Source organism: uncultured Chryseobacterium sp., assembly GCF_913776365.1.
Classification (GTDB): Bacteria; Bacteroidota; Bacteroidia; order Flavobacteriales; family Weeksellaceae; genus Chryseobacterium.
In genome coordinates this window covers 24,155-41,825 of the sequence record NZ_CAJYMO010000283.1, presented here as the reverse complement: position 1 = coordinate 41,825, position 17,671 = coordinate 24,155, and the positions used below count along the sequence as shown (strand labels likewise).

Below are 17,671 nucleotides of genomic sequence, written 5' to 3'. Positions count from 1 at the left end.
CTGCTGAATAATAATGCTTCCAAACTCATTCATTATTCAAATTTAAAAAACAAACAATGGCTAAAAAAGTCTTTAAAATGGTAAAGCTTCAGGTGAAAGGTGGCGCAGCTAACCCTTCTCCACCGGTAGGTCCAGCATTGGGTTCTGCAGGTGTGAACATCATGGAGTTTTGTAAGCAATTTAACGGAAGAACCCAGGACAAGCCAGGTCAGGTTTTACCTGTAGTAATTACAGTTTACGAAGACAAATCTTTTGAATTCGTTATTAAAACCCCACCTGCAGCAATCCAGTTAATGGATGCGGCTAAAATCAAAGGAGGATCCGGTGAACCGAACAGAAACAAAGTAGGGGCTGTATCTTGGGATCAGGTGAAGAAAATCGCTGAAGACAAAATGACTGACCTTAACTGCTTCACAATGGAATCTGCGGTTTCTATGGTTGCAGGTACTGCCAGATCAATGGGATTAAGAGTAACAGGAACTAAACCAACTTTTAACGCTTAAAACTTAGAGAAATGGCAAAATTAACAAAAAAGCAAAAGGAAGCTTTAAGCAAAGTAGAAAAAGGAAGAATCTATAACCTGGAAGAAGGTTCAGCTCTTGTAAAAGAAGTGAACACCACCAAGTTTGATGCTTCTGTAGATATCGCTGTTCGACTTGGGGTAGACCCTAGAAAAGCAAACCAGATGGTAAGAGGAGTTGTATCCCTTCCTCACGGTACCGGTAAAGATGTTAAAGTATTGGCTTTGGTAACTCCGGATAAAGAAGCAGAAGCTAAAGAAGCGGGTGCTGACTATGTAGGTCTTGATGAATATTTACAAAAAATCAAAGAAGGCTGGACTGATGTTGACGTAATCGTTACCATGCCGGCTGTAATGGGTAAATTAGGACCATTGGGTAGAGTTTTAGGACCAAGAGGTCTGATGCCGAACCCTAAATCAGGAACTGTAACGATGGAAATCGGGAAAGCGGTAACTGAAGTAAAAGCAGGTAAAATTGATTTCAAAGTAGACAAATACGGAATTATCCACGCCGGTATCGGTAAAGTATCTTTCGACGCTGCGAAAATCAAGGAAAATGCTCAGGAACTGATCTCCACACTGATTAAAATGAAGCCGACTGCTGCTAAAGGTACTTACGTAAAAAGCATTTATCTGTCTTCTACCATGAGTCCTGGTATTGCAATCGATACTAAATCTGTTAACTAATATAAATCCTTAAGACAATGACAAAAGACCAAAAAGTTGTAGCGATACAAGAGATCAAAGACTTGCTTCAGGATGCCAAAGTAGTTTATGTAGCAGATCTTGACGGTTTGAATGCAGCTAAATCTTCTGATTTCAGAAGACAGGCTTTCAAACAGAATATCAAAGTAAAAGTGGTGAAAAACACCCTTTTGCAAAAAGCAATGGAGCAGATCGACGGAGTGGATTTCTCTGAAATGTTCGAAACTTTCAAAGGAAACTCTGCATTGATGATCGCTGAAACAGCAAATGCTCCTGCAAAATTAATCCAAGGGTTCAGAAAGAAAGAAGAGAAGCCGGCATTGAAGTCTGCTTTTGTTCAGGAAACTTTCTATGTTGGTGACAACAACCTGGATATGCTGGCTAACATCAAGTCCAGAGAAGAAATGATCGGTGAAATCATCGGATTGCTTCAGTCTCCAATCCAGAGAGTGGTTTCTGCTCTTCAAAACAAATCTGAATCTGCAGAAGCAAACGCTGAAGAAGCGGCTCCTGCTCAGGAAGAAACTGCGGCTACCGAAGCTCCGGAAGCTGCTGCAGAAGGAGAAACTCCTGCTGCTGAATAATTACACTCAAAAAATAATCAATAATCAACAAAAACATTACAACAATGTCAGATTTAAAAAATTTAGCTGAAACGCTGGTAAACCTAACTGTAAAAGACGTAAACGAATTAGCTGCTATCCTTAAGGATGAGTACGGAATCGAGCCTGCTGCTGCTGCAGTAGTAATGGCTGGTCCTGGTGCTGGTGAAGCTGCTGAAGAAAAGACTGAATTCGACGTAATTCTTAAGTCTGCAGGTGCTTCTAAATTAGCTATCGTTAAATTGGTAAAAGATTTAACCGGTGCAGGTCTTAAAGAAGCTAAAGATATCGTAGACGGAGCTCCTGCTGCTATCAAGCAAGGAATCTCTAAAGACGAAGCTGAAGCGCTTAAGAAGCAATTGGAAGAAGCTGGTGCTGAAGTAGAATTGAAGTAATTCTTTTTACCTACCTTATAAAAATGCCATCCCATCCGGGATGGCATTTTGCTTTCCTCTCAAGACGTACTGGCGGCACATAAAAATCTGTATTCTTGTATTTTTACAGATTATTAAATAGAGTATCTTTCAGCTTTGTTAATTGCAGCCTTATACCCTACCAAGCAGATATGAAAAAGACCGGTTTTTTTGTGTTCCTTATCATTGCCGTATACAGTTACGGTCAGGATAGCCTTCGTATAACTCCCTATGGACAGGCATTACGGGATTCTTACCTGGCTATGGATGTCCTTCATCAATGGCAGGCCGGCCGGCACGTCGACTGGCAGACCGGTGAGCCGGATGATCCGGATGCCGTTTCTGGAATAAGAACTCATTGCAGTGCTTTTGTGGCAGCAGCCTGTGAACGGCAGGGCATCTATATCTTAAGACCGCCGCAGCACAAGCAGGAACTTCTGGCCAATGCACAGTTTAAATGGCTGAATTCTGATCAGGCGAAAGATGACGGATGGTATCCCATAACAAAGAATATTTTATCTGAAGCCCAGAAAATGGCGGATGAAGGATTTATGGTGGTAGCCTGTGCGCAAAATCCTGACCGGCACAAACCCGGGCATATTGCCTTGGTTATGCCTGCAAAAGAGTCATTGGAACAGATTCAGCAGAACGGCCCTCTGCTGATCCAGGCTTCTGCGGAGAACAGCATACATGCTGTCTTCCGCCTGGCATTCTGCCGGCATATTGCAGATTGGCATTCTGCTACGGACCAGGTCCTTTTTTATTATAATACCAAAAAAATACAGTGCCATGAAAGCCAAAGCATCGGTCATTAGCCAGATAGAAATGCTTGCTCAGATCATACTTTAACTAATATGCTTTTGTTTGCCTCATTCAGATTATATTTACCAACTACACGGGCGTACTCTGGATCTCAATTATCAGGCAGGCATAAATCCGGACTGTTAAGGAGCTTCTGATAACCCCTGATCGGAAATTTTTTGCCTTTTGGCAGCGGACCTTACGTAGCTTCTGATACCTTTTTTATTATTCATCCTTTTATACCGCCTTTTTTGCCCGCATTCTTTTCCGTTTCCGGAATGGACATGGTAATCCTCAGCTTTATCTGCCCGCTTTTATTTGTCATGTCCGCTTTATTATTCTGAAAGATCCTGAAGATAAGACGGTCATGAGCTGAAATTGCTGGGCGTTTCAGAATAATCATGCCTGCTGCTGAAATACCATGAGGCTTCCTGACCTGCCGGCAGAATCATTTATTTACCGGCAAAAGGAAAGTTCTAATCTCATTTAGTAGATGTTTTGTATTAAAAATTATACAGTTATGTATTAATAATGAGACTGAAGTTGAAAAAAACCGGTGTGTTAAAGCAGTATTTTTGTAGTAGTAAAAGAGGGAAAGTTTTGCAGGCCAGTTTTTTCTAGACTCTTTTACGACGGGCCTACCAGAAAATAATGTAGCCGGCTCCTGACCAAAGACAATGACGCTCAGTCATAAAGTGATCTGACGTTACCTATCAATAGCAATCCATTCAAAAGTAGAATTTGATACTATTGTGAATTGAAACTGGGGTCAGAATATGATAGAAGATCTGGGGACTTGAAGATTATGGCATCCTCATCATCAGGCATTAAATTATGAGAAAAAATTATTCTGTTGCATTCGCTGTCCTCCTTTTGGTTATTATGTATTCCCAGGTGGGAATTCGCAACAGTGGTGTATGTGTTGCTTTTAGAGGTGCATGCATCAATCCTGAGAAAGGCTTCCTGAAGAGAATTATTTTCATCAATACGTTATGTATCCATGCTGGCCAGGCTGTTCTTCTTGCCTGTACCTTTTTAAAAAAACAGTTGTTCTGCATATCATCGGATGCCTGCAGGGCTTATTATATACTTATAAACAGCTGTATTTCCTGCAGCAACAGACCACCGCCGGAGGCCTGTACATATCCGTAACCTTTCAGAATATAATTATTATACATACAAATAATGAATTTATCTATACACAAACTTTATCCTGCTGAATGCAGAAACTCAGTGATCAGAATATAACTGGCATCAGCAAAGGTAAAGATCGGCAGTAGCCCGGTAGCCAATCTTACGACGGGAATTCCGGTACTAACGGATGATAACGATACCATACTGGAAATAAACACAAAGTCTTTATATGTCAAAAAACAGTTTATAGATTGTACATGCATAAGGTAAAAATGACGAAAACAGGTTGCTTGGAACGCGATAAGCGATCCCGCATCTGTAACACACTTTATCTGCGTGAGTTTGCAGACAAGAAATATCTGCCGGACGGAAAATGAAGGCTGATCGTACAACAATATTTATTAATTATTAATTTTTTAATCATGATAGATAGAATCGCAATTTTCGGAGACAGCATGTCAGATCTTGGCAGAAAAAAAGATACCGGATCAGGTATTCTTGCAAGATTCTTACATCTGATGCGGGTGAATGAGGTAGGGCGTTACAGTGACTCAAAGAACTGGGCTGATTACCTTTGGGAGTGGTCCGGCGGTACCAGTTTTATCGATAATCAGGACAAGAAAACGACTGATATTTTAACAAAAAATCATTTTTCTCTAGATAACTCAACACATGGAAGTGTTGACGGTAAATTTTCTTTTGTAAACTATGCGGTGGGAGGTGCGATAATCGGGGAAAGTGAAAAAATTTCAGGAAAAATGGGGCTTACACTTCTAGATAAGCAGAAAAAAGAATATTTAAAACAATTTGCCAAAGAGGATGTTCATCCTGAAAGGACACTGCATATCATCTGGGCCGGTCTGAACGATACGGTTACGGATGAAAAAAAGCCGGAACAGATGGAACAACTGGCAGCAAAAATCAGAGAGTTCACGGATGATACCCGTAAAGTTGTTGAAAAAGATGGGCGCCAGGCATATTTTATGATTGTCAATAATCCAGATCCGAAAGAAGCCGTACGGTATGTGAATCAACAGGATAGACCCCTATTGCTTGAAGCCCAGAAAGCTAATGATGAACTTAATGAATATCTGAGATTAAATTTTGAAAATGCTGGAGGTAATATAAAATTTGTTGATATGAATGAGTTGCTGAAAAGCAGCAATCTCTCCCAGTTGCATCTCATTAAGGCTGCACAAAGCAAAGGAATGAAAGTACAATATCAGGCACCGGATGAAGTGGATGCCTCACTTGTCGGTACACTTAAGAAGTTTAAAGAGATGTATGGGCAAACTGAGGAAGGTAAGAAAATATGGGGGAGGATTGAAGAACCTTTGAAAACGGCACTGCGTACAGATAATGAGAAGCCTCTTCATAAGACAGCTACTGAGGTAGTTATTGAAAGCATCAGAGAAAACCATACACGTACAGGCAATATATCCGAGGAAATTAAGTTCATCAGTGACGCATTGATGGTGAATGGAACCTACGCGGAACAGCTGGACTTTGCAACAAAATACTATGAAACAGCCTATAACGGAAAGAGCCAGGCTGATATTGACAGGATCAGGGGAGAAATCAATAAAATAGCTCCGAAACAACAACGGAGTGACTCCGATAAAATAACTTCAAAGGATTTCAATCTTCTTAAAGATACAAAAGATGACTTGTATGCTTCCCATACAGATCTGTATGATGCGGTTTCCAGGGTATTGGACGAGACGAAGGATCCGGAATTCCGAAGACTGATAGAGGACATAACAGCCAATAATCTGGGGTTTGTTGCTACTTCGGATCAGGCGCACCCGACAGAAAGGGCGCACCGGGTAATTGCTTTGCAGATGGCATCCAGCATTATAGAAGCCTATGGTGAAACTCCCGGTCATAATTTTATCCGGAATGTACAAACGGCATTCGGCGATTCAGAAATTTTCAGCGAATACAAGAAAGTTAATTCTTCTGATGAGAGAATTCCATTTAGTAACCTTGTTGAAGAGCTTCCGTCAGCAAATGAGATATTGATGAAAATGGAGCAGGAGAAACAACAGCAACAGCACCTGCCTCAGCAGGAGCAGGATCTGCCTTTACAGGGGATACTACGCCAACCCATCCAGATGAATCAGCACAATTTGCAGGTCAATGAGATATCTCAGGCAGTTCAACAGAACCAGTCCGATATTAAGGAAGTCATACCTTCTGCCTCTGCATCGCCAGTCGGAGAGGTTAGTACAAAACAAGATATTACGGATAATATCCGGAAAAGCGTATCATTCCACCCGGATGTCACGTTAATTTCTGAAATGTATTCAGAGGCCGGGCAATCGCCGGTTTTAAGCAATCAGGTGGCCGCACAGCATGCTCAAGAAAATCTATGGGTTCAGACAGGGCAGATGCCGTCTCAACAGCTGCCGCAAGGTCCGGTAATAGCTCAGCAAATGCAGGAGGTAGTACAACAGATGCCGCCGGTGCTCCCGGTTCAGGCAGAACAAATATTAGCTCAGCAGATGCAGCCAGATCCGGCAGTAAATCTTCAAGTGCAGCAAAATCAGCTGTCAGCTCAACCGGTTCAGCCCGCTTCACAGATTGCTGCAATGGATCTGAATGCATTTGCCGTTCCTGTCGTGCAGCAAATAGCACAGAATACAGAAGTGTATGCAGTAGAAACGGGACTCCAGAACGGACAAATAAAGACAACACGTCTGTGATCTGATTTATGAAATGATCCGGCTATGAAAACTTTAGATATTTTATTATTTAAATCAAAATACAGTAGAGGATAAAAAAACTGCGGCCTGCATTGCACACATCCCGTTTTTTTAATTCCTGTTCTGGCAGACTGCGTACATAAAGGAAAGATACATAAGAGATAATTCAGTCTATGGTCTGAAGAGGGTTTATTTTAAACGGTATATTATTGCCTCATACTTCGAATATTAAAAAAATAGCAACATGCCCAGAACGGAAAACAAAGAATTATACAGACAGCTGGAAAATGTGAAAAAAACGGACTCCAATATAAAGCAACAGGATTTTTATGAAAATATCCGGGGTATGAAAAAAAGTACAACAACTGATATCCCTCTGCCTGAAAAGTCAACAAAGGCAAAAAGTCTGCGTTTACTCGATTCTCTCAGGGAAAATGGTACTGCCGTTCAGAAAACTGTAAAGTTTACCGGAACCGGATTGGCTGCCGGGCTGGCAATGTCACTACTATTTCCTCCGGCGGGAATTGCACTCATGATGCTTTCTGTCATAACCGGTATTACTGCAATAGGTGCAAAAGTAGCACATAGCTATACTCATCCGAAAGCAGAAAAAAGCTCTGATAAAAAGGCGTCTGAGGCAGGCGCTATAATAGAGCATATCAACCGTCAGGAAAAAAAGGATATCCGTAAGGATGATGTGAAGCAGCATACTGAAATATCTGCAAACACCGACCGTAAAAGTAATGTCAGGAAATCTGCTGCGGGTACGGGCGAACCCGGTCTGGCAATGTTTACTAAGCCGCTGAACAGCCTTCATCCTGATATCAGAAAAGGCGCATCCGGATCAGAACCCGGAATGCAACAGCAAGAGATACAGAAAGCCAATGACAGGAATATAAGAATGATGCGAAACAGATTTTGATTCATACAGTTGTATATATAAGTGAATTAAAAACAATAATGGACGGAATAATTGCTGGTGACCAATTGCCAGAAACGGAACCTGGATTTAACAGGTATTCCGGTTACAGATAAACCTAAACAAATAACGTTTTAAAATACAGAAAATGAAAAAATTAAGATGTAACAAAAGTAGTGTGCTTACATTCTTCTTATTACCGGTGGGCAGTTTATTATATTCCCAGCAAAGCGGAAGCATTGATACAAAAATTAAAGAATGGTCAACTACCCTTAAAACTTCACTGAATGCGGGAGTAACTGCTTTTGCAATTGTGGGTGCGTTTCTGATATTCATCCAGTATATGCAGGGGAACGATCAGGCCCAGAAAAATTTTATCCGTTTCGTCATTGGCCTGGCCATCTTTGGTTTGGTTGATGTTATTACTCATGTATTCGTATAGATACAGGTTTTTTAAAACCTGCATTTATAGTGAGTCAAATGGGCATGGCGCTTTGTCGATCTGTTTTTCCGGCAATAGCAACCATAGCAGATACTGCCTTAGGACCTGTTTACATGAGCGAGTACCATTACCCACAGGATTCGGCGGATATTATCTTTTGTACTGATATAAAGCAACCGATGGATTAATACTACTGTTATCTTTTAAAAAAATCAGGGAATGCCGGCTGTATCCGGTAGTTCTATGAAGATAGAGTACCGATTAAAACGGCTTGATCAGGGCACATACATCTTCAGGCTTCCTTTTCCGGCAGCCGGAGTATTTTGTCTGAATTTTATCTCTGATCAGAGGTTCTGCTGCCAGAATCATAATTTGCTAACACTTAAAATACCAATGGATTTAAAAAAATTACGTGAAATTCCTTCGTCTTATTCTATTATTAAAAAAGCATTGCTTTTCAGTTCTCTTATTACGTTCACAGCGATAGTTTCCAGTGTGGCCTGGGCTATTTATGTAAGTAAAGTGTTTACGGAAAAGATCTATATCATTACTGAAAAGGGGCAGGCTGCCATTGCAAATTCTATCAGTACCGATCATGACTATGAAAATTACAGATTGCCTGAGATAAAGAATCATATCAAAGTATTTCACAGGTTGTTTTTCGGATATGACCAGTTCAGTTATGACAAGAATATAAATGAAGCTCTGTATCTGATAGGAAATTCCGGAAAGCAGCTGTATCTGTCTTTTAAGGCGAACGGGCATTTTGCAAGAATACAATCTCAGAATTTGGTTCAGAAGCTGGAAATAGACTCCATAAGGATTAATGATAAGGAATATCCTTACCATGCATCTGTTTATGGAAAGCTTAGTGTTTCCAGAGTTGATCAGAATGTCAGGACAAAAAGTCTCTTCTATGCTTCATTCGATTTGTATAATGTTGCAAGAACTGAAAATAATCCCCATGGATTACTTATTGAAAATTATCTTTTCAGAAGCGAAGGGCTTGAAGGTGCACTCACTAAAGACGCCGGCAATGCTGCGCAGGAGCAAGACCGTTTTAGCACAGGAGGTTCTCCGGATCCGGAAGATAATTGATCCCTGCTTGGTACCTGATAAAAAAAGCATCTGCAATCCCAATCATTCAATTACAAACTGCATATAATGAAAAATGATAAATATTCTTTGGACATTTTAATTATATTCTCTTTTTTGGTAAGTATACTGCTTGTTCTGGTGGATATTTATTATAATGAATATAATTATCTTACCGAAAAAGATCTGAGAAATGAATATATTGATATGTTCATCATAAAGTTATTCAGAACTTTTCCACTGATCAAAAACCCTTTATTATCAAGGATTTTAAGCATTTCTATTATTTCATTCTGCTGTTTTGGTTTTGAAGTAAAAAGAGAAGTGGGAGATGGTCCTTCTTTTGAAAAGAATCTTATTATTGCTGGAGTATCCCTTGTTATTTTCTTAGGCATATCATTTCTGAAAACCGGAATTGTATTTTACAGTGTTATAACATTTCTTTCTTTTATTATCTACATAGTCACCTTTTTAAAGCTAAGGAAATTTTTCAATTTTTATGATAAAAAGGATGAATTCAATGATAAGAACCAGGTTTTCCAGCAGGAAAAAGTCGTTAAGAAAAATCCTTATTCAGTAAATTTTAAAACAGAAAACGGAGTCATCAACGTAGTGAATCCTTTCAGGGCTACCATGGTTCTGGGAACGCCTGGATCAGGGAAGTCTTACTCTGTGATTGAAGAATTCATCCGGCAGCATATACAGAAGGAGTTTTCGATGATGGTATATGATTTTAAATTTCCTGCACTGGCTAAAGAGACTTATGCTTTTTATGAATATTACAAAGCACAATATAAAACAGAACCCCGTTTCTGTGTAGTCTCTCTGGACCATCTGGAAAAATCCAATTTTGTGAACCCACTTGATCCTAAACTGATCAGAAAAGCCGCAGATGCCATCGAAGCTTCACAAACCATATTGTTTAATCTTAATAAAGAATGGATTACTGAAAAAGATTTTTTTGCCCAGTCCGCAATCTCTTATTTTGCTGCATGTATCTATTTCCTGAGGATTTATGAAGATGGTAAGTTCTGTACATTGCCACATGCCATATCATTAGCATCCTTACCGGATGAAAAAGTTTTCAAGGTATTTGGTAAGTACACGGAATTAAGATTCTTTATGACACCCTTTGCCGATGCTTTGGCAAAAAAGGCTTACGAACAGCTTTCAGGCCAGACAGCTTCTGCAAGAATACCTCTGTCACAACTGGCAACAAAAGAATTGTTCTGGGTAATGGGCAATAATGTCTATCCCGAACAGAATATTTCATTGAGCATCAACAGTTCCGAAAGCCCGTGTATATTAATCATCGGAAATTCCCCTGCTACCCAGACTACAAATTCCCCTTCTCTGGGACTCGTAGTTACCCAGCTTCTGAAAGAAATTAATCAACAGGGAAGGCAACCGTGTTCCGTAATACTGGATGAGTTGCCGACAATGTATTTTATGGGACTGGATAACCTGATTGCAACAGCCAGATCCAATAAAGTCTCCACTACCATCGGGATGCAGGATCTTGAACAGCTTAAACGGGATTATGGCGATAAGGTAGCCGAAACCATATTTAACATTGTGGGAAATATTTTCAGCGGTTCGGTGCGAAGTGAAACGGCAAATAAGCTTCAGGAAATATTCGGAAAGAAAAAACAGAAATTAAAAAATGTCACTATTGATACCAATAATTCATATTCAATAAATGAAAATTTGGAATATGCCATTCCGGTATCGGTCATATCCCAGCTTTCCCAGGGAGAATTTGTAGGTGTTGTTGCAGATAATTTCGGAGAAGAGATCAGCAGAAAAATTTTCAGAGGAAAAATAGAGGTGGAAAAACGTACCGATCAGATAAGAAAAGAGATACCGGCAGTGATAGAAAAAGAATCCATCGATCAGATATTGAATGGGAATTTCGAAAGAATCGTCAAAGAGGTGGACATTCTTATCGAAAATGAATTGTATAGAATTTACCGTGAAGAAGCTGACGTTGCCGTTAAGCCGCCGGGCATAAAACTTTAGCATACATGGTTTTAACCGGACAGTTGACAGGGATTACGGCAAAATAATACATATTACCTGTCATAATCCTTATTATAAAAAACGGTTGGATTGAAAAACTGATGCCTGTTGGGTAAATCGTGTATATATAAATTATTTTACAATATATGTTTGAAAATCTGGATAAAAAGAAAAAGATCATTATTTGTGTTGTATTTGTAGCTGCTTTGGGCATTCTGGCTCTGGCTATGAGTCTGATCCTATCCCCGGAAAGCAGGGGAACAGATGATAAAGTGATTTTAACTCCTAACGTAGATGAAAATCAGCTTGAAGAAAAGTCAAAACTGGAAATCTATAATCAGGATGAAAAGGATCTGAATAAATACTTTTCAAAAAGTGCTACGGAAGCTGAACGTTCTGAGGACAAAAAATTAAGGGAAGATCTGCTTGGAAACAGTAACGGTTCAAATGAAGAAAATGACTATGCCGAAAGACAGGAACGTTATATGAAGGCTTTATCTGATATTTCATCAAGAGAGAAAAGCTATTCTTCCGGCTACGGAAGCAGTTTTGATTACGGTTCCAATAACAGTCTGAGTAAAATATTCGACATTCAGGATAAGATTCGTTCAGGATTAACCGCAGGGGCCGCCGCCCGTAGTATTGATGCTGAGTACCCGGATTCGGCCAGTGCTTCCGGTGCCGGAGACCGCAAAAAGCATATAGCCCAAAATGATATGGGTGACAAGAAGAATTTTTTCCGGGGAACAGCATCGGCAGGCAGTAAAAGAATTTTACAACTGGTCTCGTCAGAAACCATAGAACAGAAGAGAATAGTGGACAGAAATATTATTCCTATCAGAATAAAAGAAGACATAAGGCTTTCAGACATTCCCGGAGGGCTTGTAATTCCTAAGAACACAATCGTGTACGGAAGAATATCCCTGGGAGAAGACCGGATAAACGTTGATATTGAAAGTTACAGGAAAGATAATGTTCTCTATCTGTTAAACTTTAAAGTATATGACTATGATGGGAGGGAAGGGATTCAGATGAATAACCACTCCTGGATCAAGATTCCGTCAGCTGTTTCTAAAGATGTTTTTGAATATTCATATGAAAGGGGAACCAATTCGGCCGGCTCACTTACCGGTTCTGTCAATACAGGCATCGATTTAAAGGAGGCTAAAAATCTGGCTGTTTTATCAGCAGGAAAAGAAATCAGTAAAGAAGTATTTGAAAGAAAAAGGGTCTTCCTGCCTAAAAAATACCAGCTGTGGATAAACATAAGATCGTCAGATCCTGTTGCACTTTCCAATTAGAAAAGTTCCGTATTCCGGAATAAAGAAAAAATGACAGTATTAATTTCCGTAGATATGAAAGATATAGATATCAAAAAAGTGTTTAATATATTTGCTGTAGATAATGATTTGATAATCAGTAATAAAGGGGATGTGGGTATGGTCTATAAAGTGATGCTTCCTCAGATTTATTCATTAGATAGTGAACAGATTGAGCAGGTCAGTATTATTTTTGACAAAGTAATCAGGTCATTGCCATCCGGAACAATTTTACAGAAACAGGATTTCTTTTTTGTAAGCTCCGTTCAGGGGCAGGTATCTGAAAGTCCTGATTTTTTATCAGCAAGCGATAACAGGTTTTTCCATGAAAAGCCCACCATGAACCATGAATGCTATCTCTCTGTGATAAAAGATTCGGGAAACAAAGTAAGCATACTTAATAATTCAGGTCAGTATAACAAATACCTGGACGGGATCTATGATTTTATTAAGGCTGTAGAATCAAGTCTTTCATTTTTAACAAAGGAAAATTTTTTTACAGTGAAAAGGCTTGGCAATGATCAGATTATCGGTCTGCTGGGAAAATATTTATCTTTATCAAAAGAAGGAGAGACAAATCTCAGGGATATGTTCTTTGATAAAAACCTGCAGATCGGAAATAAATTTGCTGAACTGTATTCGATAGCTTCAAATAATCAGCTTCCTATTACGATTAACAGCACCATCAGAAGCATTGAATATTCCACCCCGAAAACTGATTTCAGGATACCTTTTATACAACCGATAGCCACAGGATTGGACGTAAACCATATTTACAATCAGGTAATCTTTATAGAAGATTCAGAAAAAGTTTTTTCTTCTCTAAAGACCAAGATGAACCAGTTTAAAAGTATGGCAATACTTTCAAGAGAAAACCAGGTTACCTATGCTCAGGTAGAAGATCTGGTGGAAGAGGTGCTGGAACGGGAACTGAGATTTATTTATCAGCATTTCAGCGTAATTGTCTGGAATATTTCGCAGAAAAAATTGGAGAATGATGTTAATCTGCTGGAAAATGCTTTCAGGGAATTGGGAATCACTCCGTATCAGGTAAAATATGCATTGAAGGAGTTATATATGAACAACTGTCCTGGGGCAGCTGCTTATATTCCGGAAAATCACAAATTTATCGGGATCTCTGAACAAACGTCTTCATTGCTGAATTTTGAGTCTTATTATGAGAGCCATAAAGATGGAATCCTTTTCTGTGATCGTAAAAACGAATCTCCTTTACGTCTTGATTTATGGGATGAGCCCGTAAAAAAAGGCATCATCGTCAATAGAAACAGATTGATTTTCGGGCCTTCCGGAACCGGTAAATCCTTTTTGATTAACCATATGGCAAGCCAGTATTATGAGCAGGGACACCATATCGTAATGATAGATATAGGAAATTCTTATAAAAAATTATGTGAACTGGTGAATGGTGTTTATTTTACGTATGAGATCAATGCTCCTTTACAATTCAATCCTTTTTATTACTACAGTCAAGAGGAAATAAACATAGATAAAAAAAACTTTCTCCTTTCACTGATCTTCTTTTTATGGAAAGGGGAAGAAAGCGCGTCTAAGGAAGAACGGCAGATATTGTCCAACTATCTGGATCTCTATTATGAACATATTGTCAAGAACAGCATTTTTCCCTGCATGTCTACTTTCTATGAGTTTATATCAGAGCATACGGTTTTTGAAGAAGAATCATGTTATTTCGATAAGATCAGCTTTAAACTCTCCCTTAGAAATTTTTACGACGGACATTACAAAAACATATTGAATGCAGCGCAACCTGCCAACCTCATCCATGAACGATTCATTGTATTTGAAATGGACAATATCAAGGATCATCCTGTATTGTTTCCTCTGGTGACTATGTTGTGTATTAATTTGGTTATGAATAAGATACAGGGGATTCCGGCAGAAAAGAAATCAATATTCATTGACGAATGCTGGAAACCTATTTCAAAGGGGGAAATGGCCGAGTTCATTAAATATCTATATAAAACCGTCCGTAAGTTTTACGGGGAAGTTGCCATTGCAACCCAGGATCTTGAAGATATTCTGGATACCGCTGCCGGACCTGCGATGGTGAACAATACGGATACACTGATCATGCTCTCCCATAAAAAGAAAATGGCTTCCAAAGATAAGTTTTCCAAGTATTTGTCACTCAGCGAATCCGATCTTCAAAAACTGTATTCTGCAGATAAAGGGGAGGTATACATCAAAGTAGGAAGCATGTCCAATGTATATAAAATCAAAGTTTCTCCTGAACGGTATGCTTGCTATTCTTCCAATGCTGACGAAAATAAAATAATCCGGGACATATACGGTACTAAAGGAAACATGGTGGTTGCTATTAACGATTTTATTGACTTAAACTCTGAGAAAAAATGAAAAGACCTGTTCTACTGTGGATCCTGTTTTTGATCTGCTCTCAACTCTATTTTGCACAGGAGATACTGCAGCCTTTATATCAACGTCAGGCTATCGATGTTTCAGACGTGAAGACCACCCATATTATTTTCAGTGAAAAGATAAAATACATTGATGTGGGCTCTGCTTACTTTGTAGCAGATACAGTCGGTAACATCCTGAAATTGAAACATACAGGAGAAGAATTGGAAAACCTGAAGAGCCGGCAGTCAAATATTACGGTCATTACCGGCAAAGGAAGCTATTATTCTATTGATACAGGATATAACAGAGATCCGGAAGTCACTACATATAAAGCCGTTGAAACCCTGACCATGATAGATTATTTTGCAGAGGAAAATGCCGGAAGGATGGAACGGGAAGATAGAACCGCACAGGATCTGCAGGAGTTATGTTTACTATCCGAAATGGCTCCTTCTACAGTACACATCAGAGATCACAATGACGGCCTGAATCTGACGTTAAATGGAATTTATTACAGAAATATCCAGAATAAGATGGTCTTACGTCTGGAAATTTACAATACATCTAAAATCACGCTGGATATAGATCAGGTCCTTTTCAGATCAAAACTGAAGAACAACAATACACTGAAAAAAGATTATGTCTACCAGGAAAGGGTTATGAAGCCGGTAAAATCCTGTGGTGAGCAACAGCAGATTCAGCTGGGCGAAAAGAGAGTCCTTACTTTCATATTTGACAAATTCACGCTAAATGAAGATGAGATCCTAAGTCTTGAAGTAAGCGAACATGCTGGTGGCAGAAGCGTAAGTATCCGTATTCCCAGAAATAAACTCTTGTTTCCGGAATTCATATAACCATTTAACTGATCTTCTATGAAATATCTGGTCCTGTTTTTTTTCTTCTTTTTTTTTAAGTACAAAGGGCAATTGCCGTACTTTGATCCTCCTGGCCTGGTTGCCAGGCTTCTTGAGAACAATGCAGCTGGCGGCTTTGAAAGAGCTTCCAAAAAAAGTATGGAAGAACTTATTACAATTGAAAGCATAAATGAATTTGAAAATTCAGGTAGAACGGCAGTCTCCAGAAACGCTCTTATTAATTTTTCAGAATATTCCAATGTCTGCAGTCCTTACCTTAATCCGGTTAAAAAAAGCAGGTGCAGAAAAAAGCTGGAATACATCAAAACAGCGAACAGCGTGCTTGAAAACCTGTATATAGCAGGTATAGGGATAAAAATTAACCGCGGAAACAGGGAAAAACTGGATGAGGGCTTCTTAAACACGTTAAATTTCCTGATCAGGGAGCTTGACAAAATGAAATATGAGGCGGAGCAAAGCAATCTGTTTTTCAAATTAGGTCTCATGCCCAAATAATTTCAGTATATATTCAATTGCAGTAAATTAAAATACGATATGACGAAAGCAGTATTTATTTTCCTTTTTTTTACATTTCCCCTGTTCTCCGCCCAGTTCGTACATGTGGCTTTTCATTTAAACAATACAGATTCGGATACAAGAAGAAAGCTGTCGGAAATTCTTGTACATAATGTATCGAGAGCAGCACAACTGAAGTTACAGAATGATTACCTGAAGGAAATGATCAGGAATGACAGGGAATTTCTGGAAAGGAATTACCGAAAATCAGATCAGTTTGACAAACAGAATAGTTTTATCATCAGGTCTTTATTTACAGGAACTCTGGGAGCAGGACCTGTTTTATTGAATACATTCCAGGAACTGCCCTATATGACCCATGTTAAGACTGATTATTTGAAATCTTTAGCATTTGATAAATTAGTGCTTTTCGCTCTCCAGAATGTAGACGCGTCAAAGATAAAGATGGCTGAAAGGCAGGAGATTTACAGGATGCGTGAACAGCTGGTAAGGGTATATTCCAAAAACGATAAGGAAGTCATCAGTGTTATGACTTTGCCGGCTCTTGCACTTCTTATCCATAACAATCCGGAACTTATCCATTTAATCAAGAACCTTGAAATTGTGCTTTAACCATTATGAAATTGTCTGGAACCTGTAAATTATTTCAATATGTTTAAAATAATTATAATCTTGCTGTTTTCAGCGAAAGCTTTTTGCCAGCCGGTTGCCAATAATCCTGTTGGCCCTTTATCGGATGTTCCCTCACTTGTACTTTCAGGAGTTACCGCTGCACTTTATCTGCCGTTAAAAACAAGAGAAGAAACAACAGCGAGAAGGGCAGGGGACTTTTCAAAAATGTATGCTAAAAGGCTTAGATATTATGGCGGTATGCTCTGGCTGTCTACGGTAAAAGAGATTATCAATGATGTCAAAGACAGGTCTGCCAGACTCAGGCATGACAATGAAAAGCTTTCTTTCCTCTTTTATTCCGCTAAAAAACAGAACCGAATATTTCTGGGTTCAGCGGACAGGCAGATTGAAAACATGTCCTCCCATTTCTTGAATGGCGAATTAACTGCCATTACTGGAGAAAAATTTAACCTGTATGAAGATCTGAGAACATCATTATCCGGAATTAACAGGCAGCTGGATGAGGTGGAAGATAATATAAAATACAGTAATCTGAAAAGTACTGTGATTAAGCAATTTGTTAAATAACCAACATAT

16 protein-coding genes are annotated in these 17,671 nt (G+C 39.1%); all 16 read left to right on the top strand.

Annotated elements, in window-relative coordinates; genetic code table 11:
• Window positions 1-56: 56 nt before the first annotated feature.
• The 16 genes from rplK (at window position 57) to QZ735_RS14845 (ending at window position 17,662) form a co-directional block, all read left to right on the top strand.
• Window positions 57-503, top strand: coding sequence for a 50S ribosomal protein L11 (gene rplK / locus QZ735_RS14920; RefSeq protein ID WP_294249903.1), 447 nt, complete (start codon window positions 57-59; stop codon window positions 501-503).
• Between the two features lie 11 nt (window positions 504-514).
• Window positions 515-1,207, top strand: a complete 693-nt coding sequence (gene rplA / locus QZ735_RS14915; RefSeq protein WP_034702035.1) for a 50S ribosomal protein L1 — start codon at window positions 515-517, stop codon at window positions 1,205-1,207.
• A gap of 17 nt (window positions 1,208-1,224) precedes the next feature.
• Window positions 1,225-1,809: a 50S ribosomal protein L10 gene (gene rplJ, locus QZ735_RS14910; RefSeq protein WP_294249900.1), complete on the top strand. Its 585-nt coding sequence runs from the start codon at window positions 1,225-1,227 to the stop codon at window positions 1,807-1,809.
• 44 nt (window positions 1,810-1,853) lie between these two features.
• The gene (gene rplL, locus QZ735_RS14905) at window positions 1,854-2,222 is read left to right on the top strand and encodes a 50S ribosomal protein L7/L12 (RefSeq protein ID WP_100075645.1); all 369 of its coding nucleotides are present in this window, start codon (window positions 1,854-1,856) and stop codon (window positions 2,220-2,222) included.
• A gap of 170 nt (window positions 2,223-2,392) precedes the next feature.
• Window positions 2,393-3,055, top strand: coding sequence for a hypothetical protein (locus tag QZ735_RS14900; RefSeq protein ID WP_294249898.1), 663 nt, complete (start codon window positions 2,393-2,395; stop codon window positions 3,053-3,055).
• Window positions 3,056-4,597: 1,542 nt separating this feature from the next.
• Entirely contained in the window at window positions 4,598-6,880 is a 2,283-nt protein-coding gene (locus QZ735_RS14895) for an SGNH/GDSL hydrolase family protein (protein ID WP_294249896.1), read from the top strand.
• Window positions 6,881-7,226: 346 nt separating this feature from the next.
• Window positions 7,227-7,802 (top strand): hypothetical protein, encoded by a 576-nt coding sequence (locus QZ735_RS14890; protein ID WP_294249894.1) that lies wholly within the window; start codon window positions 7,227-7,229, stop codon window positions 7,800-7,802.
• Window positions 7,803-7,947: 145 nt separating this feature from the next.
• Window positions 7,948-8,241 (top strand): hypothetical protein, encoded by a 294-nt coding sequence (locus QZ735_RS14885; RefSeq protein ID WP_294249891.1) that lies wholly within the window; start codon window positions 7,948-7,950, stop codon window positions 8,239-8,241.
• A gap of 393 nt (window positions 8,242-8,634) precedes the next feature.
• On the top strand, window positions 8,635-9,339 hold the full coding sequence (locus QZ735_RS14880; RefSeq protein WP_294249889.1) for a hypothetical protein: 705 nt from the start codon (window positions 8,635-8,637) through the stop codon (window positions 9,337-9,339).
• 114 nt (window positions 9,340-9,453) lie between these two features.
• A complete protein-coding gene (locus QZ735_RS14875; RefSeq protein ID WP_294249887.1) occupies window positions 9,454-11,355 on the top strand; it encodes a type IV secretory system conjugative DNA transfer family protein in 1,902 nt (633 codons plus the stop codon).
• 146 nt (window positions 11,356-11,501) lie between these two features.
• Entirely contained in the window at window positions 11,502-12,656 is a 1,155-nt protein-coding gene (traM, locus tag QZ735_RS14870; RefSeq protein WP_294249886.1) for a conjugative transposon protein TraM, read from the top strand.
• A gap of 54 nt (window positions 12,657-12,710) precedes the next feature.
• A complete protein-coding gene (locus QZ735_RS14865) occupies window positions 12,711-15,068 on the top strand; it encodes a TraG family conjugative transposon ATPase (RefSeq protein WP_294249884.1) in 2,358 nt (785 codons plus the stop codon).
• On the top strand, window positions 15,065-15,925 hold the full coding sequence (locus tag QZ735_RS14860; protein WP_294249882.1) for a DUF4138 domain-containing protein: 861 nt from the start codon (window positions 15,065-15,067) through the stop codon (window positions 15,923-15,925). The genes QZ735_RS14865 and QZ735_RS14860 overlap by 4 nt, the downstream gene beginning before the upstream one ends.
• Before the next feature lie 18 nt (window positions 15,926-15,943).
• The gene (locus QZ735_RS14855) at window positions 15,944-16,441 is read left to right on the top strand and encodes a hypothetical protein (RefSeq protein ID WP_294249880.1); all 498 of its coding nucleotides are present in this window, start codon (window positions 15,944-15,946) and stop codon (window positions 16,439-16,441) included.
• Window positions 16,442-16,480: 39 nt separating this feature from the next.
• The gene (locus QZ735_RS14850) at window positions 16,481-17,074 is read left to right on the top strand and encodes a hypothetical protein (protein WP_294249878.1); all 594 of its coding nucleotides are present in this window, start codon (window positions 16,481-16,483) and stop codon (window positions 17,072-17,074) included.
• A gap of 39 nt (window positions 17,075-17,113) precedes the next feature.
• Window positions 17,114-17,662, top strand: coding sequence for a hypothetical protein (locus QZ735_RS14845; protein WP_294249876.1), 549 nt, complete (start codon window positions 17,114-17,116; stop codon window positions 17,660-17,662).
• Window positions 17,663-17,671: the final 9 nt, after the last annotated feature.